We start from the raw sequence: 23044 nt of genomic DNA, 5'->3' as shown, positions 1-23044 counted from the left end.
GACCTTCTCGACAGCGACGATTACTACCAATTCGAAGGCGGTGCGGCGGCCGCGATCGAGACGCTCCAAGGCCGGGCGCGGCCGATCTACCACAATGACCATTCCCGCCCCGAACGGCCCGTGATCCGCACGCTGGAGGACGAGATCGGCCGCGTCGTCCGATCCCGCGTGGTCAATCCGAAATGGATCGCCGGGGTCAAACGGCACGGCTACAAGGGTGCGTTCGAGATCGCGGCGACCGTCGATTACCTCTTCGCCTTCGCCGCCACGACGGGCGCCGTCCGCGACCATCATTTCGACCTCGTCCACGAGGCGGTGCTGGCCGATGACGACACGCGCGATTTCATCGCTGATGCCAACGCCCCCGCGCTGGCCGATATCGCCGACCGCCTGCGCGAGGCGATCGACCGCGGCCTCTGGACCCCCCGCTCGAACTCCGCCCGCGCGCTGATCGAGCGGCATGCGCGACCGTCTGCCGCAGGTTGAGGCCTCGGGCGCGCGGCAGGGATGCAACGTTTCGCGACGGGATCGAAAGGGGCCCTTGCTCCGGCGACGGGTGATGGCATTCGTCCCGACGCGGCCCGGGCCGCGCACAACATCGACCATGCGAGGACGCCGCCATGAAACTCCCCCTGCTCTTCGGCCTGCTGGCGATGACGGCCACCGCCGGCTGCGCCGTGACTCCCGAGAATTTCGAGACCGATCCGGTCACCCTCGCGACGCAGGACGGCGACGTCACCTGCCAGCTCTACAGCTCCAGATTGACCACTTGGGACCGATCGATTGACCGGCCCGCCAGCATGTCTGTCAAGACAGCCGACGAAATCTGCCAGGCCGAAGGGCGCCGCGTTCTTGTCGAAGGCTGACGCTCCGCGAGCCGCAGCCGGTCCGCGATCAGCCGCCGAGGCAATCGAGCGACATGTTCACCAGAGCGATGTCGCCGATCGCACTACCCGGTTTGACGGCGCAGCCGGTGACCTCTTCGGTCGCCGCGACCGAGGCCGCGATGACGGCCGCCAGACCCGGGCGCCAGGCGGGGTTGGTCCGCGTGGCCTGCGCATCGGTCGCATTCCAGTTCACGCGAAAGCTGTGCCCGCCAGCCGAGGCGGTCCCCGAACGGCGGAGACCGTCGAGCGGATGCGCCGCGTTGCAGGCTGACAGAAGCACGATCAGACCGAGGACGGCAGGGATCACGCGACGCGGTACGGAGAGACGATTTCGGGTCATGCCGAGGGTTTTCGCTCCGGATTGCTTAAGGCAAGGTTAACGCATCGGCTGCCGCGCCGCCTTGACCTCGCCGGTCCCGCCTTCGATGGTCCCCGCCAGACACCCAGATGAGGCCCCACATGACCGTCGAGGATCCCGACCGCCACAACGCGAAGATGGCCAAGAAGAAAGCCGCCCGCGACAAGATCATGGCCACCAAGACCGACGAGAAGGGCCTGATCATCGTCCATACGGGCAAGGGCAAGGGCAAGTCGTCCAGCGCCTTCGGCATGATCTTTCGCTGTATCGCCCACGAGATGCCCTGCGCCGTGGTCCAGTTCATCAAGGGCGGCATGGGAACCGGCGAGCGCGATCTGATCACCGGCCATTTCGGCGACCTTTGCGAATTCCACACGATGGGCGAGGGCTTTACCTGGGAGACGCAGGACCGCACCCGCGACACCGAAATGGCGCAGGCCGCTTGGGCCAAGGCGAAGGAGTTGATCCGGGATCCGGGTAACCGGATGGTCCTGCTCGACGAGATCAACATCGCGCTGCGCTACGGATATGTGGACGTGGTCGAGGTGACGGCCTTCCTCGCCGAGGAGAAGCCGCCGATGACCCATGTCGTCCTGACGGGCCGGAACGCGGCCGAGGAACTGATCGAGATGGCCGATCTGGTCACGGAGATGGAACTGGTGAAGCATCCGTTCCGCTCCGGGGTGAAGGCGCAGGCGGGTGTGGAATACTGACCCGCGACACTGGTCCGGACGTTCCGCATGACCCTGTTGCATGCCGTTCTGTGATCGCGGCATGAACACGTTCACCTCGCGCGTGGAGCTGGAATGGTCGCGGGCACCGCGCGATTTCTTCTTCGCGCCGGGCATGGATCCGGGTCTCTGGACACTCGGCCCAATGCCCCGCGGATGGGACCGGATCGCCCCCGGCCGCATCGCGGCGCTGGCGGTCAGCGACCATGAGGCGCTGGAGCGGGCGACGCAGCAGCACATCACCTCGACCTTCCGGCAACGTCTCTTCCGCTCCGCGCTGGTGATGCGGTCGGTGCCGGTGGTGATGGAACACGTCACGACCGAGGGGCACTACCTCGCCTGCCACGGCAAATACTTCGTCAACGGCGCCGCCGGGACGCGGCTGCGCACCAAATATGCGTGGGCCAATGTCGGCAAGCGCGATGCCAATGGCGAAATCGCCGCCTATTTCCGCAGCCTTCAGGACGGCGACCCCGAATTGCCCGTCTGGCCCGGAGGCACCGAGGGTCTGGATTACGTCATCGACGCGCGCAATGGATTCAACTTCTACCACTTCCTGACCGAGAGCATGGGACAGCTCTGCGCCGTCGACCGCGACGATTTCCGCGGCCGCATCTACATCCATGTCGACCGCGAAAAGATCGAACCGTTCATCCACGACTGGATCGCGATCCTGTTCCCACGCCTCGCCGGGCGGGTGGAGTTCCGGTGGGGGCGCCACTCCTACGACCGGTGCCTGTCTTTGATGAATAAGCGCCATCTGTGGTATCAGACCGGTCCGCGCGCCATGGACGACCTCGACGACGTGGCGCCCGAGACGCGGTTCTGGAAAGGCCGCAAGCCGGACCGGACGTCCCTGCTGATCCTCGCCCAGAACGTCTGCGACGACACCCTTCTGCACCTGCGCGAGACGGCCCTGAAGCGGATCGAGGGCGGGGACTGGGCGCACCTGCCACGGCGGTTCTGGGTCGCGCGCCGCTCGCAGCGCGAGCGTCCGATGCGCGGCGAGGCGGACCTCGTGGCGGCGCTGGCCGAACGCGGCTTCGAGACCGTCCATTTCGAGGATTACACCCCGCTGGAGCAGATCGCGATCATGGCGCGGGCAGAGGTGATGATCTCCCACCACGGCGCGGCCTTCGCCAACATGCTCTTCGCGCGGCCCGAAGCGCATTGCATCGAGATCGGCACCTATCAGACCGCACGCTGGCGGTGGCGGGACTTCATGCCTCACGCGATCGCCTCTGGGTGCCGCTACACATCGCTCTTCGCCGATTTCAACGCCGACGCGCCGATCCACCGGCCCGAGGACGTTCGCTCCCGTCCGCTGCATCCGGTCGGGCTGGATGCCGGCGGGCGCGGGCGCGTGATCGATTATGTCGATGCCGTCACCCGCGGCGTCCGGATCGCGGATGACAATTGGCTCAAGCAGCTTGCCCTCGGGCTGGAGCGGACGGGCGATACGGCCGCGCTGACCCGGCTGCTCGACGACCATGCGGCGGCGGTTCGCGCCGATGCCGATCTGACGATCCGGCGGGCCAACCTGCACCTTGCCGCCGGGGACAAGGCGTTAGGGCGGAGACTTCTGGAACGGGCATGGGAAATGACGGGCGACCGGCCTTTCCTGCTGGAGCGGCTGATCCTGCTTCATGCGGCCGAGGGTGGCGAGACGCCCTGGATCGCGCGGCATCGGAAGATCTTCCCCGACCGGGCGCATATCCTCGACAGGAAACTCGCCCCCCGCGCCCGGACGGAACGCTAGCCCGACCGGACCGCGCGCGAGCCCCCCCGTTAGAGAGGCGTCCCGCACGCGGCCTGTCGGTCACGCCTTCGTGGATGACAACGCCGCGTCGCAGCGGCCGCAGACACCGTCATGACCGTGACGGCCCACATCCGGCAGGACCTTCCAGCACCGCTGGCACTTGCCGCCCTCGGCATGCGCGAAGGCGACCGCGACGCTCGCATCGCCCTCGGTGCGGAAGGCGTCGTCGGGCGCCGGATCCGTCGTGATGGTGATACCCGACGTGATGCAGAGATCCTCGAACGGCACCTCGCGCAGGATCGCCGCCGTGTCCGCATCGACATGCACGATCGGCGCCGCCTCCAGCGAGGAGCCGATCACCTTGTCGCGGCGTGCCACCTCCAGCGCGCCCGTCACGATACGGCGGACGGCGCGGATGCGCGCCCATTTCGCCGCCAGATCGTCGTCGCGCCAGCCGGGGCGCGGGGCGGGGAAGTCCTGCAGATGGACGGAACTGTCCTCGCCCGGATGCACCTCCAGCCAGACCTCCTCCATGGTGAAGGACAGGATCGGCGCCAGCCAGGTCGTGAGCCGCTCGTGCAGCAGGCGCAGCACGGTGCGCGCCGCCCTCCGCCGCAGCGTATCGCCGTCGCAATAAAGCGCATCCTTGCGGACGTCGAAGTAGAACGCCGAGAGGTCGAGCGTGGCGAACTGGAAGATCGCGCCATAGACCTCCGCGAAGTCGTAGCGCGCATAGGCGTCGCGCACCTGATCGTCGAGCTGCGACAGGCGGTGGAGCACCCACCGCTCCAGCTCCGGCATCTCGAGCGGATCGACGGGCGCGTCCTCGGTGATCGAGCCCAGCATGAACCGCATCGTATTGCGCAGGCGGCGGTAACCATCGGCCACGCCCTTGAGGATCTCCGGCCCGATCCGGTGGTCGGCGGTGTAATCCACCGTGGCCACCCAGAGCCGCAGGATATCGGCACCGTATTGGTCCACGATTTCCTGCGGGGCGATGATGTTGCCGAGGCTCTTCGACATCTTCACGCCCTTTTCGTCGAGCGTGAAGCCGTGCGTCACCACCGCCCGGTAAGGCGCGCGCCCCTTGGTGCCGCAGCCCTGCAGCATCGAGGAATGGAACCAGCCGCGATGCTGGTCGGTGCCTTCGAGATAGACGTCGGCGATGCCGTCCCCGGTTCCGTCCGGCCGATCGCGCAGCACGAAGGCATGGGTCGAGCCGGAATCGAACCAGACGTCGAGGATATCGAAGACCTGCTCCCATTCCGCGGGATCGTGGGCATCGCCGAGGAACCGCGCCTTGGCGTCGGGCTGGTACCAGGCATCGGCGCCTTCGGCCTCGAACGACGCGATGATGCGGGCATTCACCTCCGGGTCGCGCAGCAGGAAGTCCGGGTCATCCGCCTTGGCACCCACCTTCACGAAGCAGGTCAGCGGCACGCCCCAGGCGCGCTGGCGCGACAGGACCCAATCGGGGCGGTTTTCGATCATGGAATGAAGCCGATTGCGCCCCGTCTTCGGCGTCCAGGTCACCAGTTCGTCGATCGAGGTCAGCGCGCGTTGCCGCACGGTCTCGCCGTATTCGTCGCGTCCGTCGCCGACCGGCTTGTCGATCGCGGCGAACCATTGCGGACGGTTGAGACGGATCACCGGCGCCTTCGACCGCCAGCTATGGGCGTCCGAGATCGTGATCCGCCTGCGCGCCAGCAAGGCATCCGTCTCCACCAGCTTGTCGATGACGGCCTTGTTCGCCCCGCCCGGCTTGCCATTGGGGCGAATGATCGCCTCGCCGCCGAAGAACGGCAGGTCCGCCCGCAGCGTCCCGTCCGCCTCGACGTTGTAAGTCATGGCGAGGCCGTGCTTCAGCCCGATCTGGTAATCGTCGTCGCCGTGGCTGGGCGCGGTGTGCACGAATCCGGTTCCGGCATCGTCGGTGACGTGATCGCCGGCGAACAGCGGCACGTCGTAATCCCATTCGCCGTCGCCCCCCTCGGCACCACGCAGCGGATGCGCACAGGTGATCGCGGCCAGTTCCTCGGTCTGCACGGGGCGCAGACGGCGCCACATCGATGGCTCGAGGCGCATCGCGCCCAGCGTCTCCTCGGCCAGCGCGTCGGCGATCAGATAGCGGTCGCCGATCCGGGCCCAGCATTCCTCCGGACGGCCGGTCACCTCGTAAAGACCGTACTCGATCTCCGGCCCGAAGCAGATCGCCCGGTTCGACGGCAGCGTCCACGGCGTCGTCGTCCAGATCAGGACCTTTGCAGTGAGAAGCTGCTCCTCGCGGCTCATCGAAGCTTCCTGCGCGGAGGCACGGGTGCCCTGCGCCGCCTCCTCCTCGGCATAGGCGACCTCCTGGTCGTACAGGTCCGACCGCGCATCCACGATTGGAAACCCGACCCAGATCGCGTCGGTCTGGCGGTCGTGATACTCCACCTCGGCCTCGGCCAGCGCGGTCTTCTCCACCGGCGACCACATGACCGGCTTCGAGCCCTGATAGACCAACCCGTTGGCGAGGAAGGTCTGGAACTCCGCCGCGATCACCGCCTCGGCGTGGTGGTCCATCGTCAGATAGGGATCGGCCCAGTTTCCGGTGATGCCCAGCCTCTGGAACTCGTCGCGCTGCACATCCACCCACTTGGCGGCGAATTCGCGGCATTCGCGGCGGAATTCCACCACGTCGACGGCGTCCTTGTCCTGACCCTTGGCGCGGTAGGCCTCCTCGATCTTCCACTCGATCGGCAAACCGTGACAATCCCAGCCGGGAACATAGCGCGCATCGTGGCCCATCATCTGGCGCGACCGCACGACCATATCCTTGAGCGTCTTGTTGAGCGCATGCCCGATGTGAAGGTGCCCGTTCGCATAGGGCGGGCCGTCATGCAGGGTGAACGGCTCCCGCCCGGTCTTCTCGCGGAGCCGGTCGTAAACGCCGATCCGCGCCCAGCGCTCGAGCCAGCCCGGCTCGCGCTTGGGCAGGCCCGCGCGCATGGGAAAGTCCGTCTGCGGCAGGTTCAGGGTGGCTTTGTAGTCGGGGGCTTCGGCGCTCATGGTCGGCGTCCTTCGGGTCGGTATCTGGGAGAGGTTCGGCGCCGCGTCGCGCGCCTTGGCCCGGCCGCCCCGAAGGTCAGGGCGCCGGGGCGGTAATTCGCGGAGATATGCGCATACGCCCCATCATCGCGCGCTTTATAGGCAGCCCCCGAGGGGAACGGCAAGCGGACGGAGCACACGAAGGCGCAGCGTCGCGATCCCGCACCGGATCGCCGCATCCGACACCTGCCCCGATGCGCGAAGGTTTACAAAAACTTTACTCTCGTCGGCCATCGTTTTCACTCGAGAGGAGACGTTTCATGCCCCTGTCCCTGTTTCTCGCCTTTGCCGGAACCGCGCTGGTCGTCCTGATCCCGGCCTGCCTGCCCTTGTCGAAGCGGCCGCCGGGTCCGGTCGATCAGAACTAGACGCCACCTTTCGGACCCGCGGACGTCAAACGCGCGGAACCGTCCGCCGTGCATCCACGAAAGGTTTCCTTCGCAGAACGGCCAACCCCTTCGTGGCAAACGGCCCCGCGCCTCATTCCTCCGTTCGGCCGAACAGCCCCCCGAGGCTGCGGCCCACCAGGTCGGTGATGCGCGGCGGCCGCTCGTGGACGAAGGGTAGCGGGCGACAGACTTCCATCGCGGCCCGCCCCACCCGCGCGGTCAGGGCCCCATTGACGACACCCTCGCCGAAGCGGCGGCTCAGCTTCGACAGGACGCCGCCGCCCGCGACCGAATGGATCAGATCGTCGCCCACCGCGACCGCCCCCGTCGCCGCCAGATGCGTCAGCACGGTCTTCGCCAGACGCCATGAACCCAGCGTGCCCGCGCGCCCGCCGTAGATCAGCGCGATGCGGCGAATCATGCGCAGGTTACTCGTCAGGGCGGCGACCACATCGGCCAGCGCCAGCGGCACCACCGCCGTCACCAGCGCCACCTGACGCGCCGCCGCCTCGACCTCGCGCGCGGCGGCCGCGTCGAGAGGGGCCAGCAATTCCCGCTCGGTCAGGGCGATGGCGGCATCGGCGTCGAACACGTCCGGCAGCCGCGCCGCCAGCGCCTCACGCCCCCAGCGTGTGTCCGCCCGGCCGGAATAGAACCGCGCCAGCCGCTCGCCCACCGCACGGGCCGAGGCAAGATCGGTCACCGCCGCCGCCTGTGTCCGCAAGGCATCGATCCGCCCCAACCGCGCGAGGGCCGACAGCTCCCGCACCGCCACCGCGAGACAGGCCAGCAGGAACGCCCCCACCAGAACCGCGGCCACCAGCCCGAGCACCGGCTGCGCCGCCAGCAGCCCCGTCACGAATTCCCAGGCCGCGACCGACAGCGCGAAGGCCAGAAGCGCGCCCAGCGTTCCGAAGAACCAGCCGCCCAAACCGCTCTGCCGCCGGCTCGCCAGCAGCGCCACCGTCTGCATCGCGCGCCCCGAGGGTGGCGGCGCGGTGTCGTCCTCCGGCACCGGGGGCGCGGCCGCGGGATCGACCGGCCCCGACGCATCGAGCCGCAGCCCCGCCCGCGGCGGCGCCGCCTCCGCCTCGTCCACCTCGAAGCGCACCGCGCCCGACCGCCGGATTCTGTCCTTGTTCATGCCGGCAAGCTAACCATTGCCGCCGGGAAACCAATGCATGCCGAGACGCCGCCCGGACGATTGGCACAAACTCCCGAAGCCCGCAGGCGCAACGCTCCGCCTCTCATAACCGGTCCGACAGCAGGAATTCCGCCGCGCGGTCGAGCCGGACATGCGGCGGCCCCTCGCCCCGACGCAGGGTCAGCGGGGCGGGCGCGAAATCGACCAGGTCGTAATCGCCCTCGGGCCAAGTCCGCGCCCCACGCCGCGCGGGCGTCAGGATGTGCGCCGGATCGTCGGGCAGATCGCCGGGATGCAGCGCCACCTCCCGCCCCGGCATACCGTCCTCGAGCACCCGCCCCCGGACCAGCGCGACATGACGCCCCTCATGCTCTCGCGTCTCCTCGACCGTGGCACGCAGCGCCGCCATGGAAATCGCCTGCGTCCGCGCACCCGCGAAATCGGCCCGCGCCTTGGCGTCCTTGACCATCGCCTCGAGAATCGCCGTCAGCCGGGCATGCTGCGTGTGATGCAGATGATCCGCCTTCGTCGCCGCGAACAAAATTCGGTCCACCCGCCGCGCGCCCAGAAGCTGCATCAGCCAGCCGAGCGCCCCCGGCTTGAACGCCGACAGAACGTCGGCAATGGCGGCGCGCATCTCCTCGACCGCATGCGGGCCCTGCCGGATCGCTCCGAGCACGTCGAGCAGGACCACCTGCCGGTCGAGACGCGCGAAGTGGTCGCGAAAGAAGGGCTGCACGACGTGGCGTTTATAGGCCTCGAAGCGCCGTGCCATCTCGCGGCGCAAGGACCCGCGCGGCGCCTCGCCCGGCGGCAAGGGCGCGAAGGTCAGCGCGGGTGAGCCCGCCATCTCGCCCGGCAACAGGAACCGCCCCGGCGTCAGGTCATAGGCCCCCGCGGTCCGCGCCGCCTGCATCGCGGCCGTGTAATCCCGCGCCAGACGCTGCGCCTGAGGCTCCTCCAGCTTGGCCGCGCCGTCCACTGACGCGGCGTCGTACGGCACCTCCCAGGCGGCCAGCCGGGCCAGCGCACGCTCCGACCAGTCCTCGTAGCTCCGCTCCATCAGCCCCAGATCGAGGAGCCACTCGCCGGGATAATCCACGATATCGAGATGCACCGTCCGCAGGCCGCGCAGCCCCGACAGCATCCCGCCGCGCCGCACCTTCATCGACAGGCGCAGTTCGCTGATCGCGCGGGTGCCTTCGGGCCAGTGCGGGTCGCGTGCGGTCAGGGCGGCGAGATGCGCCTCGTAGTCGAAGCGCGGCACGGCGTCGTCGGGCTGCGGCTGCAGGAAGGCGGCGTCGATCCGCGCCCCGGCCGAGAAGGCGGGCATCCGGCCCCGGTCGATGAGGTTGGCGACGAGCGAGGTGATGAACACGGTCTTTCCCGCTCGGCTCAACCCCGTCACGCCCAGCCGCAGCGTCGGGTCGAACACATCCGTCACCGAGGACGTCATGTCCCCCACGCCGCGGGTGACCGCATCCGCAAACTGTCCGATCATGCCTCGCCCCCATCGTTGGCACGAAGATAGGCGGCGCGGCGGGCGAGGGAAAGCAACCCGCACCGCGCGATGTCCCGAAAGCCCGCTTGCGGACGGCCCGGCCCCGCGCCTATCGACGCGCCCATGCCCCGATACGCGCTTCGCATCGAATATGACGGCCGCCCCTTCGCCGGATGGCAACGCCAGGACGGCCCCGCCAGCGTCCAGCAGAGCGTCGAGGAGGCGCTGCGCGCGCTTGAGGCGGACGCGCCGCCAATCGCCGCCGCCGGGCGCACGGATGCCGGCGTCCACGCCACCGGACAGGTCGCGCATGCGGATCTGTCCCGCGACTGGAGCCCGTTTCGCCTGTCGGAGGCGCTGAACTGGCACCTGAAGCCCGCGCCGATCGCCATCACCGCCTGCGCCCTCGTGGACGGAGACTGGCACGCGCGGTTTTCGGCGGTCGAGCGGCGCTATACCTTCCGCATCGTCGCACGCCGCGCCCCGCTGACGCTGGAGGCGGGACAGGCCTGGCGGGTGATCGGGCCGCTCGACGCGGATGCGATGCGGGCGGGGGCGGCGCACCTGATCGGCACGCATGACTTCACCACCTTCCGCGCCTCCATCTGTCAGGCGAAAAGCCCGGTAAAGAGCCTCGACGAGATCGTCCTGGAGGAGCGGCCATATCCCGGCGGCCAAGAGATTCGCCTTCACCTGCGCGCGCGGTCGTTTCTGCACAACCAGGTCCGCTCCATCGCCGGAACATTGGAACGCGTCGGCGCCGGCGCATGGCCGCCGGAACGCGTGGCGAAGGCGCTGGCGGCCCGGGACCGGGCGGCATGCGGGCCGGTCGCGCCGCCGGACGGGCTCTGCCTCACCGGGGTCGGCTATCCCGACGATCCGTTCAGCCGCGCGCACGGGGAATAGCGGGGTCGCGACGCGGGCGAAGCCACGTCGACGGTGCGCCCCGCCATGCCGATTCGCCTTCCGAAGCCGCATTGCGACAAACCTGTGGATTGGTTAGAAAACCTCACCAATCTCAGGATCGCAGCCATGCCCCCCGTCATCACCGAGATCGAGGACCTCCACCGCATCTATCGCCGCCGTGTGCCGCGGATGTTCTACGATTACTGCCAGTCGGGAAGCTGGACCGAGCAGACGTTCCGGGAGAACGAGACCGATTTCGACCTGATCCGCCTGCGGCAACGCGTGGCCGTGGACATGGAGGGGCGGTCCGTCGCCACGAAGATGATCGGCCGGGAGGTCGCGATGCCGGTCGCGCTCGCCCCCGTCGGCCTGACGGGAATGCAACATGCCGATGGCGAGATCCTCGCCGCGAAGGCCGCCGAAGCGTTCGGCGTTCCGTTCACCCTGTCGACCATGTCGATCTGCTCGATCGAGGATGTGGCCGCGCGAACGAAGAAGCCGTTCTGGTTCCAGCTTTACGTGATGCGCGACGAGGATTTCATCGACCGGCTGATCGCGCGCGCGAAGGCGGCGGGCTGCGACGCGCTGGTCCTGACGCTCGATCTGCAGATCCTCGGCCAGCGGCACAAGGACCTCAAGAACGGCCTGTCCGCCCCGCCCAAGCTGACCCCCGCCTCGGTTGCGAACATGGCGACCAAGGTGGCTTGGGGCCTCGGCATGGCCCGCACGAAGCGGCGGTTCTTCGGCAATATCGTCGGTCATGCCAAGGGTGTCGGGGATGCGTCCTCGCTGTCGTCATGGGCGGCGGAACAGTTCGACCCGCGGCTCGACTGGGACAAGATCCGCCGTATCAAGGAAAAATGGGGCGGCAAGCTGATCCTGAAGGGCATCCTCGATGCCGAGGACGCGCGCATGGCGCTGCAGGTGGGGGCGGATGCGATCGTCGTGTCGAACCATGGCGGCCGGCAACTGGACGGCGCGCTGTCCTCGATCCGGATCCTCCCCGAAATCGTCGACGCCGTCGGCAGCAAGGTCGAGGTCCACATGGACGGCGGGATCCGGTCGGGGCAGGACGTGCTCAAGGCGATGGCTCTGGGCGCGAAGGGCACCTATATCGGCCGCGCCTTCATCTATGGCCTCGGCGCCATGGGACAGGCCGGCGTGACCCACGCGCTCGAGGTGATCCGCAAGGAACTCGACACAACCATGGCGCTGTGCGGCGAGAAGAACATCCACGACGTCGGCCCGCACAACCTTCTGGTTCCCAAGGGCTTCAGGGGCGAGTGGGAGTCACCGGGGCGGAATAGCTGAGCGGCCAGAGCACCATCAGCAGGATCGCGACGCAGGCGAAGGCCCAGCGCAAACCGAATGCTTCGGCCCCGAGGCCCATTGCCGCCGGTGCGACGAAAAAGCCCAGAAAGCCGATGATCGCCACCCGCGCGATCACCGCCGTTCGCACCCGCCGGGGGGCCAGCCTGCCGACGAGTGCCATGCCCATCGGGCCGATCACCGAAATGCCGAGGCCCATTAGGCCGAACCCCGCATAGGCCACGGCCGGTGACGGCGCGACCGCCACGATCAGCACCCCCACGATCGCAAGCGCCGCAGCGATACGGATCACAGACAGTTCCGACATGCGTGCCGCGACGACCTGCCCCGAGAACCGCCCGATCGCCATGGTCAGACCCAGCATGGCCGGCCCGAACGCCCCCTCCGCGGCGCCCCCGCCCAGCGTGCGCTCGATATGCAGGGCCGACCAGCTCTCCACCGTCGCCTCGGCCATGAAGGCGATCAGCACGATCAGGCCGCAGATCGCCACCAGAGAAATCGGCAGGCGCGCGGGGTCGGCGGGATCGTGCGGTTCGGGCGCGTCGACCTCCATCATCTGGAAGAATGCCGTGGCCAGGATCAGGATCGCGATGACCGGAAAGATCGCCTCGGCCCGCAAGCCGGCTTCGCGCATCGCGCCGGTCAGCAGGGCAGACGTCATGTAGGCGACCGAGAACATCGCGTGATTGACGTTCATGAGGCTGAAGCCCGACTTCGCCTCGACCTGACTGACGCGGGCATTCATCACCACGTCGGTCAGGCCCGAGACACCCCCCATGACCATCAGCACGACGAACAGAACCGGCGCCGTCACCGCCACCCCCGGCAGCGTGGCCGCCGCCGCCAGCAGCACCGTGCCCGCCGGCAAGGCCCAGCGGCCCATCCTGCGGTCCCAGCGCGGCGCGACATACAACGTCGTCGAAAGCCCGATCGCCGTGCCCAGCAGCATCAGCCCGAATGTTGCGTCATCCACGCCGATCCGCGCCTTGAGCACCGGGGCCATCGCGGCGAAACAGCCCCAGGTCAGGCCGACAGCCGTGAAGGCCGCCACGGGCGCGCGGCTGAGATGAAGGGCGGACAGGATCGACATGTGGGCTCCGGGCGACCGTAGGCAGGCGCGGTATGCCGGAGGGCGGAGCGAGGGGCCAGCCCCTCGCGCTCCCCGAGGTATTTCGGGCCAGAGGACAAGGGGGAGCGTTCGTTTCCAGTCAGGTGCGGTGCGGCGACGTCACCGGATGCTCAGCCATGCTCCTTGAGAAGCCGGACCTTCTGCCGCTGCCAGTCGCGCTTGGCCATGGTGTCGCGCTTGTCGGCGGTCTTCTTGCCCTTCGCGATGCCGATCTTCAGCTTCACGATCCCGCGATGGTTGAAGTACATCACCAGCGGCACGAGCGTGTAGCCCTCACGCGCGGATGCGTTCCACAGCTTCGACAATTCGCGCTTGGAGACCAGCAGCTTGCGCCGCCGCCGCTCATCGTGGCCGAAGGTCTTGGCTTGGGCGTAGGGGGCGATATAGCCGTTCACGAGCCACAATTCGCCGTCTTCGACGGTGGCGTAGCTCTCGGCGATGTTGGAGCCGCCGGTGCGAAGCGACTTCACTTCGGAGCCTTCGAGCACGATGCCGCATTCGAGATCATCCTCGATGGCGTAATCGTACCGCGCGCGCCGGTTCTCGGCGATGACTTTGTAGTTTTTGTCTTCGGGTTTCTTCGCCATGACGTTCACCTAGGGATCGGCGGCTTGACTGTCCACCGGCAGGCTCACCCGCTCGACAGCCATTGCCAGATCTGACCGCCCACGGCACCGCCGCACAGCACGGCTCCGAGGACCGGCCAGCCGATCCAGACATCGGGCACGTTTTCGGGCTGCGAGCGGCGCTTGAGCTTCCACAATGCGGCGTTGACGGCAAAGAACACCATGAGGATCGCGAGACTCGTCGCCTGCGCCAGCGTGCCGAGCGGGACGAACAGCGCCAGCCCCAGAACGACGGCGGAGGAGGCGAGCGTCGCGACCAGCGGCGTCCCCGTGCGGCCGTTCACCCGGCCGAAGATCGCGGGCGCCGGATACCCGTCCCGCGCGAGATCGAGCAGCAGGCGAGAGGCGGCGATGATCTGCGTCAGGCCGCCATTGACGATCACGAACAGCGACGCGATGCCGAACGGCAATCCGGGCCAGCTATGACGCTCCACCGCCGCGACGAGCGGGGCCGCCGCCTCGGCGACCTCCTCGGTATCGCCCGAACCGGTGATGGCCATCGCGACCACGACATAGCAAAGGCAAACCACGATCAGCACGATCACCATGGCGCGCGGAAGCGTGTGTCGCACGTCGCGAACCTCTTCGGCGGTCTGCGCGACGTCGCCGAACCCGATGAAGGAGTAAATTGCCAGAAAGGCCGCCGCGAACAGCCCCGCCGCCATGCCCGTATCGCCGGTGGCCGGCGCAACGTCGCCGTCGCCGCCCCCGAACTGTGCCATCATCGCGCCGGGCGATGCGAGCAGCCCGTCACGGTTGATCCAGACGATCAGCACCAACGCGCACAGACCGACAAGAGTCGTCGCCGACATGAACCACGCCGATTGCTTCATCCCGATCGCCGCGACCAGCGTCAGCAACACCACCACCCCGATCGTCGAAACCCACTGCGAGACGTCGAAGAAGGCGTTCAGGTAGCTGACGAACCCCGTCGTGATCGTGGCGCCCGAGACGATATTGGCCACCACCAGCGTCCAGCCGACGAGCGCCGAGAGCCAGCCGCGTTGGAACGCCGCCTCCGTGTAGTCGATCGCGCCGCCCGCCGAGGGGATGCGGACCGCGATCTCCGAGAAGGACAGAGCCGACGTGACCGCGATCGTCGCGGCCAGCAGGTAGGCCAGCGGGGACAACGCGCCGGCCTTGGCGACCACCTCGCCGATGACGACGAAGATGCCGGCCCCGAGGATCGTGCCGATTCCATAGAAGGTCACGCCGACCGTGCCCATCGATTTCTCGAGAGCGGAACCCTGGGTCGTGGTGGACATCGCGCGCAAACCTGCCGGAACCCGGCCGGTTCCTCAGTTCATCAGGCCCGCATGGCGCATCGCATCGGCGATCCGCGCCTTCGTGCCTTCGGTTGCGGGAAGAAGCGGCAGGCGCACCGTTTCCGGACAGCGACCCAGAAGCGACATCGCGTATTTCACGCCCACGAGGCCCGGCTCGGCGAAGATCGCCTGGTGCAGCGGCATCAGCCGATCCTGGATCTCCAGCGCCGTGGCATAATCGCCCGCCAGCGTCGCCTCCTGCATCTGCGACAGAAGCTTCGGCGCGACGTTGCACGTGACCGAGATACAGCCGACGCCGCCTTGGGCATTGAAGCCATGCGCCGTCGCGTCCTCGCCCGAGAGCTGGACGAAATCGGCGCCGCAGGTGATCCGCTGCTGCGAGACGCGCGCCAGATCGCCGGTCGCGTCCTTGACGCCCACGATGTTGTCGAGCTTCGCCAGCTCGCCCATCGTCTCGGGGTTCATGTCCACGGCCGACCGACCGGGGATGTTGTAGATCACGATCGGAAGCCCGACGGCGTTCAGCGCCGCGAAATGCGCGATCAGCCCCGCCTGAGTCGGCTTGTTGTAATAGGGCGTCACGACCAGCGCGCCATCGGCGCCGACCCGCTTGGCATGTTCGACGAAACGCAGCGCCTCGGTGGTGTTGTTCGACCCCGCCCCCGCGATGACCGGCACGCGGCCCGCGCTGCGCGCGACGACGGCCTCGACGACGGCCTCGTGCTCGGTATGGCTCAGCGTCGGGCTCTCGCCGGTGGTGCCGACGGGGACGATTCCGTGCGAGCCTTCGGCGATCTGCCAGTCGACCAGCGCGTCGAGTGCGTCGAAATCGACTTCGCTTTTAAATTCATTTCCCTTGAGCGGCGTCACCAGCGCGGGCATTGAGCCTCTGAACATCGGTGCGTCCTCTCTCAGATCCCGAAATCGCGCGGAACCTAGCCGCGCCCGGTCAGAGCGGCAAGCCGATGTCACGGGGACGGATCACGATGTCGTCGGGATGCAACGGCCGCTCGCGCCGGGCGCCCTTCTTATGTATACGGATCGTCATGATGCTCAGACACGCCCTCGCCGCCTGCGCCTTCATCCTGCTCCTTGCGTCGCCCGGCGCGGCGGACCCGCATCTCGCCACGGGCCTGGCGCAGCTTCGGGCCGGCGACGGGGCCAGCGCGCGCACCGCCCTGACGCGCATCGAGGGCGAGGTCGCGCGGGACCTGTTGATGTGGCACCTGCTGCGCAATCGGCAGGGGACGTTCCGTGAGGCGCAGGACTTTCTTGCCCGCAACCCGGACTGGCCGGGGCTGGACCTGCTTCGCGCGCGCGCCGAGCTCGACATTCCCGTCACGACCGAACCCGAGGAGGTCCTCGCCTTCTTTGAGGAGGACGCGCCGCGCACGTCGAAGGGCGCGCTGTTGAAGGCCATTGCGCAAAAGGCCCTCGGGCGGCACGCGGAGGCCGAGACGACGGCGATCGAGACGTGGCTGACCATGCCGATGCCCGCCTCCTCCGCCGCGGGGTTCCGGGAGGTGTTCGGCCCGCTGCTCGCCGGCTTCGACGCCGCGCGGCTCGACGCGATGATCTGGTCGGGCGACCTGCAAAGCGCGGAATACGTTCTGGCCCGGGTCGACGGGCCGGAGGCGTCGCTGGCGCGTGCGCGCATCGCCCTTCGCGCGGATCGCGGCGGGGTCGACACGCTGATCGAGGCGGTGCCGGATACGCTCCGCGATCATCCGGGCCTCGCCTACGAACGCTTCCGCTGGCGGCTGGAGCGGGGCCGGACCGAGGACGCGCTTGAGCTGCTTTTCGCCTATGACGACAGCGCCGACACGCTGGGCGCGCCGGCGGCTTGGAGCGGGCACCGCTACCGCCTCGCGCGCGGGCTGATGCAGGACGGCTTCCGGAAGCAGGGATACCGCGTCGCCGCCAACCACCACCTGCCCGAAGGACACGGCGACGTTGCGGAACTCGAATGGCTGGCCGGATACATCGCGCTGCGCTTCCTCGACGATCCAGGCCGTGCCGCCGCGCATTTCATGACCTTCGACGCGCATGTCAGTTCGCCCATCTCCAGAGGACGCGCGGGTTACTGGCTGGGCCGCGCCTGGGAAGCGGCGGGCGAGACAGACAAGGCTGCCGCCGCCTATGCCGAGGGCGCACGCTATCAGACCAGCTTCTACGGCCAGCTTGCCGCCGAGCGTGGGAAGCTGCCGGCTGACCCCCTCCTGAGCGGCCGGGAAGCCTTTCCCCCTGTCGCGCAGACCTCCCTCGCCAACAGCTCCGTCCTCGACGCCGCCCGGCTGCTCCTCGAAATGGGCGAGCGAAATCTGGCGGAGCGGTTCGTCACGCATATGGCCGAGATCCTGCCCCGCCCGGAGATCGGCACGCTCATCGACGTGGTCCTCGACGAGATGGACGACCCGCATATCGCGCTTCTGACCGCGAAACGTGCGGCACAGGCGGGGCACGAGCTGCATCGCGGCTACTTCCCCGTCACCGACCTCGCCCGCCTTGCCAGCCCCGTCGCGCCCGAGCTGACCCTGTCCATCGCCCGCCGCGAAAGCGAGTTCGATCCCGTCGTCCGGTCTCACGCGGGCGCGGCCGGCCTGATGCAGCTCATGCCCGGCACGGCGCGCGAAATGGCAGGCCTCGTGAACCTTCCCTTTCGGCAGGCCGCGCTGACGACGGAGCCGCTTTACAACGCGCGCCTCGGCACGGCCTATCTCGGCGAGCTGGAGGTCGAATTCGGCCGGTCGCCGATCCTCGTCCCCGCCGCCTACAATGCCGGCCCGTCGCGCGCGCGCCGGTGGTCAGAGGAATTCGGCGATCCGCGCGATCCGTCGGTCGATCTGGTGGACTGGATCGAAGACGTCCCCTTTGCCGAGACGCGCAACTACATCATGCGCGTCTCCGAAAGCCTGCTGCCCTATCACGCCCGCCTGACCGGCGCCCCCGGCGAAATGCGTCTGAGCGCGTGGCTGCGCGACGGCTACGATGAACTGGCCCGCCGCGAGGTGCTGGCGACGCGGAACGAGTGACGCGGGGGCCTCAGGTCCGCCGCGCGCGCCACAGGGTGAACAGGCCGGCCGCGATGACGATGCTGGCGCCGATCAGGACATTCGTCTCGATCGCCTCTCCGAACACCGTCACGCCGATCATCGCCGCGAAGACGAGCTGGAAATAGGCGAAGGGCTGAACCGTGCTCGCCTCCGCCAGCTCATAGACGCGGATCAGGAGCCAGTGCCCCGATGCCCCCGTCACGCACAGCACAGCCATCCATCCCCAATCGGCGGGGCCCATCGGCTCCCAGAACCACACACCGACCAGCGTGATCGCCGCCGCCCCGGTCGTGCCCGTCCAGAAGAAGCTCGTCGCCGTCGCGTCGCGTCGCGCAACGTAGCGCGTCAGAAGCCCGTAGAGCGCGAACATCAGCGCCGCCGTCAGCGGCAGCAGAGCCGCGGGCGCGAAAACCGTGATCCCCGGCTGCAGGATCACCAGAACCCCGACGAACCCCACGGCGATCGCCGTCCATCTGCGCCAGCCCACCTTTTCGCCCAGAACCGGGCCGCTCAGCGCCGCGACGAGCAGCGGATAGGCCGCAAAGATGGCATGACTTTCGACTAGCCCGAGCGCGACGAAGCCGCCCACCATCACGCAGATTTCGGCCACCAATAGCACGCCGCGAAACGCTTGCAACGCGGGCTGCGACGTGGCGGCGGCGGCGCGAAGCCCACCCGCCTTGCGCGTCGCGATGGCGATGACGAAGGCCGCGAAGAACCAGTAGCGGATCATCACCACCATCAGCACGTTGTATTCGCCCGCCAGATGGCGCGAAATCCCGTCCTGCAGCGCGAAGACGAAGGTAGTGAGCACCATCAGCAGGATGCCGCGCCGGTCGTCGCTCATGCCAAACGGCCCCGCGTCATGTGCCGCTTGCCCGCAAAGCCCGCGACGCGCGCCACGTCGAAGCCGGCGGCCGCCAAGGCCCGCCGCACATGCCCCGCCGCCGTGTACGTGGCGAAGGTGCCGCCCGCCGCGGTATGCCGCGCGACCTCCGCCATCAGCGTGGACTCCCACAAATCGGGATTCCGCGCGGGCGCGAAGCCGTCGAGGAACCACGCATCCGCCCGCCCTGACCAAGCGGGTAGCGTTGCGCGGGCATCGCCTTCGACGATCTCGATATCCATGTTCGGCAGCGCGATCTGCCGCGCAGGCCATTGGTCGAGCAGCGCCTCCGACGGCAGGTCCGGAAAGGCGGCCAAGGCGCGAGCCATGTCGTCGCGCCCCATCGGAAACGCCTCGAAGGACGTGAAGCGCAGCCGCCCCGGCCCCGCGAAATCCGCGGAGAGCACCAGCGCGTTGAGCCCCGTCCCAAAGCCCAGTTCCGCGATCCGGAACCCGTCGTGCAGCCGCTCCGGCAGGTCATTGCCGCCGAGAAACACATGCCGCGTCTCGGCCGCGCCGTTGGCGAGCGAGAAATACGGGTCGTCAAATTGCACCGCGACCGGCGTGCCGTCGCGCCACCCGATCTCGGGGGCGGGCCATGAGGTGTTTTCGTCGCGCATCGCCTGTCCTATCCGCAACGCCGACAGGACAGCAAAGGAGCGGCCATGTCCATCGACGTCACGATCCGCGGCGCGGGCGCGTTCGGGCTGGCCTGCGGCTGGGCGCTGGCCCGGCGCGGCGCAAAGGTGCGCGTGGTCGATCCGGGCGGCGTGGGCGCGGGCGCGTCGGGCGGCATCGTCGGCGCGCTCGCCCCGCATGTGCCGGAACAATGGAACGACAAGAAGGCGTTCCAGCTCGACAGCCTGCTGATGGCCGGGGAATGGTGGGCGGGCGTCGCGGAGGCGGGCGGCGGCGATCCAAGCTACCGGCGGACCGGCCGCCTGCAGCCCATTCCCGACGCCGCGGCTCTGGCACGCGCACAGGAACGCGCGGCCGGCGCCGAGGCGCTCTGGCAGGGGCGCGCAAGTTGGACCGTCGAGGATGCGCCCGAAAGCTGGTCCCCCGGCACGCCGCAAGTTATCCGCGACACGCTCAGCGCCCGCCTCCACCCCCGCCGCGCCTGCGAGGCCTTGGCCGCCGCGATCCGTGCGCGGGGCGGCGACATCGTCGCCGAGGCGCCGCCGCAGGGCCTGATCCTCCACGCGACCGGCTGGCGCGGGCTGGCGGAGATGCGCGACGTCTCCGACCGGCCGGCCGGAAACGGCGTCAAGGGACAGGCGATCCTCCTCGACCTCGACCGCCGCGACGCGCCGCAACTCTATGCCGCAGGCCTCCACATCGTGCCCCATGCCGACGGCACCACGGCCATCGGCTCCACGTCGGAGCGGGCGTTCGACACCGCCGACACGACGGATACGCAGCTCGACGCGGTGCTGGCCGCCGCCGTCTCGGCCGTGCCCGAACTGGCCGGCGCCCCCGTTCTGGCCCGGTGGGCGGGCGTGCGGCCCCGCGCCCGGTCGCGGGCTCCCCTGCTCGGCCCTTGGCCGGGACATCCGGGCGAGTTCGTCGCCAACGGAGGGTTCAAGATCGGCTTCGGCATGGCCCCGAAAGTCGCCGAATCCGTGGCCGACCTGATGCTGGAGGACCACGACACGATCCCCCCCGCCTTCGGCACATCCGACCTTGCACCGCGACACGGCAAGGATTAGGCAGCCGCCCTGCCCGTGCGGACCGCGTGCCGTGGGGCCATGTCTCCGACCACCATGACAAAACGGGTTGCCCTGATGAAACTTCTTCCCTTCGCCGCCGCAATGGCCGCGATCGTCGTCGCCTCGAATATCGGCGTGCAGTTCCTCGTCGCCGATGGCTGGCTCACCTGGGGGGCATTTACCTACCCGCTGGCCTTCCTCGTGACCGATATCGCGAACCGCTTGCACGGGGCCGCCTTCGCGCGCCGCGTGGTCCTGACGGGCTTCGCCACCGGGCTCGCCTGCTCCCTCGTCGGCACACAGATCGAGGGCGCGTTCGGCCCGCTCGTCACGCTCCGGATCGCGCTGGCCTCGGGCATCGCCTTTCTTGCGGCACAGGCCATCGATCTCGGCGTCTTCTCGGCGCTGCGGGACCGTCGCTGGTTCGTCGCGCCGCTGACCTCCTCGGTGATCGGATCGGTGGTCGATACGGCCCTGTTCTTCTCCATCGCCTTCGCCGGTTTCCTCGCCTTTCCCGCCGGTTGGGGCGACGTCTCCTGGGCGCAGGAGGCGACTGCCGTGGGCCCGCTCTGGGTGGCGCTCGCGCTGGCCGACTGGGGGGTGAAGCTGGGGGTCGCACTGCTGGCGCTGGTGCCGTTCCGTCTCATCACCGGAAAACTCGCACCAAACGTTGCGTAAAGGGGGTTGACCGGTACGACATCTGTGCCAACCTCCCACCTATCGGCAACCCATTGAAAGGAGGTGATCCAGTGTCAAGAAAGATGGTGGAGAATACGGTCGGGACAACTTTGGAGGGCCGTGTCTGAGGCAGCCCTCGGATACGATTTCTTCGTGGCGGGTCACTGACCTAACCGACCCCGCCTCCTGAACTTTCGGAAGGCCGTTCCCGTGTCGAGGAGCGGCCTTCTTCTCATTCCGGGGCAACTTCGCGCGCCCCTACCCCGTTTCGCACGAAACCTCTCGCCCCCGGAGCGCCCCCAATGCCGCTGCAGATCGACGACCGAATCACGATCCAGGACTGGGAGATCACCGAGCAGTTCACCCGCGCCTCAGGGCCCGGCGGCCAGAACGTCAACAAGGTTTCCTCGGCGGTGGAGCTGCGCTTCGAGGCGAACCGCTCACCAAACCTCCCCGGCCCGGTCAAGGCGCGATTGCGGCGGCTGGCTGGACGGCGCTGGACGAAGGACGGCGCGGTGGTGATCCAGGTCTCCGAGGAACGCAGCCAGACCCGCAACCGCGCCCTCGCCCGCGAACGCCTGACCGACCTGATCCGGGCGGCGGCGGTGAAGCCGAAGAAGCGGGTGAAGACAAAGGTCTCCGCCAACCAGAAGCGCAAGCGCGTGGAGGCGAAGAAGCGGCGGGGGGAGGTTAAGGCACTTCGGGCTGGAGTCGTGGATTAAGGTGGATGGGATTCGTCATTTGCGAGTTTGGCAAAGCCGTCGGCGACGCGCGCGGCTTGAGAACTATACTTTGTAGTCTGACGAATCGAGCAGCATCAATTCTAACGAACCTCACGCATCGTCATGTTTGTGCTTGCCAGTCACGTCAAGTTTCAGAGGTTTATATTTTTCACCATTCAAAGAACTCACAAATATAACCGAGAGGGCCAAGATCTAATACAATTGGCTCCAGGCGATTCTCGTGATACGTTGGCGTCCAAATTAGCCTCGTCTCACTCTGATATAAGTATTTTATAGGCTTTATTGACGGAATGTCAGTATTTATCTTTTGCGGATAATATGGATCATAGTATGTGACCTCTGCCATTCCCGGAATTGCAGGGATGTCTTTCCTTCTAAAAGCCTCTTGGGCACGCCTGCGGTATTCGCGAGTGTTCTTAACCCGGATAATTCACGAGAAGGCGGCGGAGGTGGCGTAACCGTCGGAAACTCTGTATTTTTTGGTTATCGACGCCAAAGATTCAGATTTCAGCAGGACGACCTCCGCCACGACCCAGTCTACGTGCTCCACGCCCCGCCTGTCACCCCTCAATGGCAAGCCGGTCCTGCTCGGGTTTGACGGCGCCGACATGAGCTCCGACGCCGGCCTAACCCTGCTGCGCGAGATCGAGCGCAGGGCGGGTCTGGCGCAGCGGCTCGCAGATTGCCTGCACGATCCGCGTGACCCGGCGAAAGTTCAGCATAGCCTGAGCGACATCATTCGGTTCCGGATCATGATGATCGCGGCGGGATATGAAGACGGCAACGACGCGGCAGCCCTGCGGTACGATCCCAGCTTCAGGATCGCGCTGGAGCGTGGCC

Annotated in this window: 21 protein-coding genes; 11 read left to right on the top strand and 10 right to left on the bottom strand. The window is 68.0% G+C overall.

Annotated features, from left to right (window positions below):
• A partial coding sequence (locus JSE7799_RS01490) for a cobaltochelatase subunit CobN (protein WP_055662012.1) occupies positions 1–486 on the top strand: 486 nt, incomplete at its 5' end.
• Between the two features lie 134 nt (positions 487–620).
• Positions 621–866, top strand: coding sequence for a hypothetical protein (locus JSE7799_RS01485; RefSeq protein WP_055662011.1), 246 nt, complete (start codon positions 621–623; stop codon positions 864–866).
• Between the two features lie 28 nt (positions 867–894).
• Here the strand turns inward: JSE7799_RS01485 and JSE7799_RS01480 are convergent, their stop codons facing one another.
• Positions 895–1194: a hypothetical protein gene (locus JSE7799_RS01480; RefSeq protein WP_222101684.1), complete on the bottom strand. Its 300-nt coding sequence runs from the start codon at positions 1192–1194 to the stop codon at positions 895–897.
• Positions 1195–1346: 152 nt separating this feature from the next.
• On the opposite strand from JSE7799_RS01480, the gene cobO reads away from it, so the two are divergent.
• Both cobO and JSE7799_RS01470 read left to right on the top strand, forming a co-directional pair.
• The gene (gene cobO, locus JSE7799_RS01475) at positions 1347–1958 is read left to right on the top strand and encodes a cob(I)yrinic acid a,c-diamide adenosyltransferase (protein WP_055662009.1); all 612 of its coding nucleotides are present in this window, start codon (positions 1347–1349) and stop codon (positions 1956–1958) included.
• Positions 1959–2019: 61 nt separating this feature from the next.
• Entirely contained in the window at positions 2020–3735 is a 1716-nt protein-coding gene (locus JSE7799_RS01470) for a glycosyltransferase family 61 protein (RefSeq protein WP_186201806.1), read from the top strand.
• A 60-nt stretch (positions 3736–3795) separates the two neighbouring features.
• On the opposite strand, the gene ileS is transcribed toward JSE7799_RS01470, so the two are convergent.
• From ileS to JSE7799_RS01455, 3 genes are all read right to left on the bottom strand, one after another.
• Entirely contained in the window at positions 3796–6786 is a 2991-nt protein-coding gene (ileS, locus tag JSE7799_RS01465) for an isoleucine--tRNA ligase (RefSeq protein WP_055662007.1), read from the bottom strand.
• A 519-nt stretch (positions 6787–7305) separates the two neighbouring features.
• Positions 7306–8358, bottom strand: coding sequence for a YcjF family protein (locus JSE7799_RS01460; protein ID WP_083480136.1), 1053 nt, complete (start codon positions 8356–8358; stop codon positions 7306–7308).
• Between the two features lie 103 nt (positions 8359–8461).
• Positions 8462–9859 carry a YcjX family GTP-binding protein gene (locus JSE7799_RS01455; RefSeq protein ID WP_186201805.1) on the bottom strand — a complete coding sequence of 466 codons (1398 nt, stop codon included), beginning with the start codon at positions 9857–9859 and terminating at the stop codon, positions 8462–8464.
• Between the two features lie 123 nt (positions 9860–9982).
• On the opposite strand from JSE7799_RS01455, the gene truA reads away from it, so the two are divergent.
• Together truA and JSE7799_RS01445 are read left to right on the top strand one after the other, a co-directional pair.
• Positions 9983–10765: a tRNA pseudouridine(38-40) synthase TruA gene (gene truA, locus JSE7799_RS01450; RefSeq protein ID WP_055662006.1), complete on the top strand. Its 783-nt coding sequence runs from the start codon at positions 9983–9985 to the stop codon at positions 10763–10765.
• A 126-nt stretch (positions 10766–10891) separates the two neighbouring features.
• Positions 10892–12076, top strand: a complete 1185-nt coding sequence (locus JSE7799_RS01445; RefSeq protein ID WP_055662005.1) for an alpha-hydroxy acid oxidase — start codon at positions 10892–10894, stop codon at positions 12074–12076.
• Here JSE7799_RS01445 and JSE7799_RS01440 read toward each other — a convergent pair.
• From JSE7799_RS01440 to dapA, 4 genes are all read right to left on the bottom strand, one after another.
• Positions 12039–13184 (bottom strand): MFS transporter, encoded by a 1146-nt coding sequence (locus tag JSE7799_RS01440; protein WP_055662004.1) that lies wholly within the window; start codon positions 13182–13184, stop codon positions 12039–12041. The two genes, JSE7799_RS01445 and JSE7799_RS01440, sit on opposite strands and share 38 nt — an antisense overlap.
• A 149-nt stretch (positions 13185–13333) precedes the next feature.
• On the bottom strand, positions 13334–13810 hold the full coding sequence (smpB, locus tag JSE7799_RS01435; RefSeq protein WP_055662003.1) for an SsrA-binding protein SmpB: 477 nt from the start codon (positions 13808–13810) through the stop codon (positions 13334–13336).
• A 44-nt stretch (positions 13811–13854) separates the two neighbouring features.
• The gene (locus JSE7799_RS01430) at positions 13855–15114 is read right to left on the bottom strand and encodes an APC family permease (RefSeq protein ID WP_055662002.1); all 1260 of its coding nucleotides are present in this window, start codon (positions 15112–15114) and stop codon (positions 13855–13857) included.
• Between the two features lie 33 nt (positions 15115–15147).
• A complete protein-coding gene (gene dapA, locus JSE7799_RS01425) occupies positions 15148–16032 on the bottom strand; it encodes a 4-hydroxy-tetrahydrodipicolinate synthase (RefSeq protein WP_055662001.1) in 885 nt (294 codons plus the stop codon).
• Positions 16033–16184: 152 nt separating this feature from the next.
• On the opposite strand from dapA, the gene JSE7799_RS01420 reads away from it, so the two are divergent.
• Positions 16185–18167 carry a lytic transglycosylase domain-containing protein gene (locus JSE7799_RS01420; protein WP_245624757.1) on the top strand — a complete coding sequence of 661 codons (1983 nt, stop codon included), beginning with the start codon at positions 16185–16187 and terminating at the stop codon, positions 18165–18167.
• Positions 18168–18177: 10 nt separating this feature from the next.
• On the opposite strand, the gene JSE7799_RS01415 is transcribed toward JSE7799_RS01420, so the two are convergent.
• On the bottom strand, positions 18178–19035 hold the full coding sequence (locus tag JSE7799_RS01415; RefSeq protein ID WP_055662000.1) for a DMT family transporter: 858 nt from the start codon (positions 19033–19035) through the stop codon (positions 18178–18180).
• Positions 19032–19694, bottom strand: coding sequence for a tRNA (5-methylaminomethyl-2-thiouridine)(34)-methyltransferase MnmC2 (gene mnmC2 / locus JSE7799_RS01410; protein WP_055661999.1), 663 nt, complete (start codon positions 19692–19694; stop codon positions 19032–19034). The genes JSE7799_RS01415 and mnmC2 overlap by 4 nt, the downstream gene beginning before the upstream one ends.
• 45 nt (positions 19695–19739) lie before the next feature.
• On the opposite strand from mnmC2, the gene JSE7799_RS01405 reads away from it, so the two are divergent.
• The 4 genes from JSE7799_RS01405 to JSE7799_RS01390 all read left to right on the top strand — a co-directional run.
• Complete coding sequence (locus tag JSE7799_RS01405; protein ID WP_055661998.1) at positions 19740–20783, top strand: NAD(P)/FAD-dependent oxidoreductase; 1044 nt, start codon at positions 19740–19742, stop codon at positions 20781–20783.
• A gap of 75 nt (positions 20784–20858) precedes the next feature.
• Positions 20859–21461, top strand: coding sequence for a queuosine precursor transporter (locus tag JSE7799_RS01400; RefSeq protein ID WP_055662013.1), 603 nt, complete (start codon positions 20859–20861; stop codon positions 21459–21461).
• Positions 21462–21763: 302 nt separating this feature from the next.
• Positions 21764–22183: an alternative ribosome rescue aminoacyl-tRNA hydrolase ArfB gene (gene arfB, locus JSE7799_RS01395; RefSeq protein ID WP_055661997.1), complete on the top strand. Its 420-nt coding sequence runs from the start codon at positions 21764–21766 to the stop codon at positions 22181–22183.
• Positions 22184–22761: 578 nt separating this feature from the next.
• Positions 22762–23044: transposase (locus JSE7799_RS01390; RefSeq protein WP_245624761.1), on the top strand; the 283-nt coding region annotated here is incomplete at its 3' end.

The sequence above is a fragment of the Jannaschia seosinensis genome, from assembly GCF_001408515.1.
GTDB classification, from domain to species: Bacteria; Pseudomonadota; Alphaproteobacteria; order Rhodobacterales; family Rhodobacteraceae; genus Jannaschia; species Jannaschia seosinensis.
Note: the sequence above shows the minus strand (reverse complement) of the source record. Positions and strands in the feature narration are given on the sequence as shown.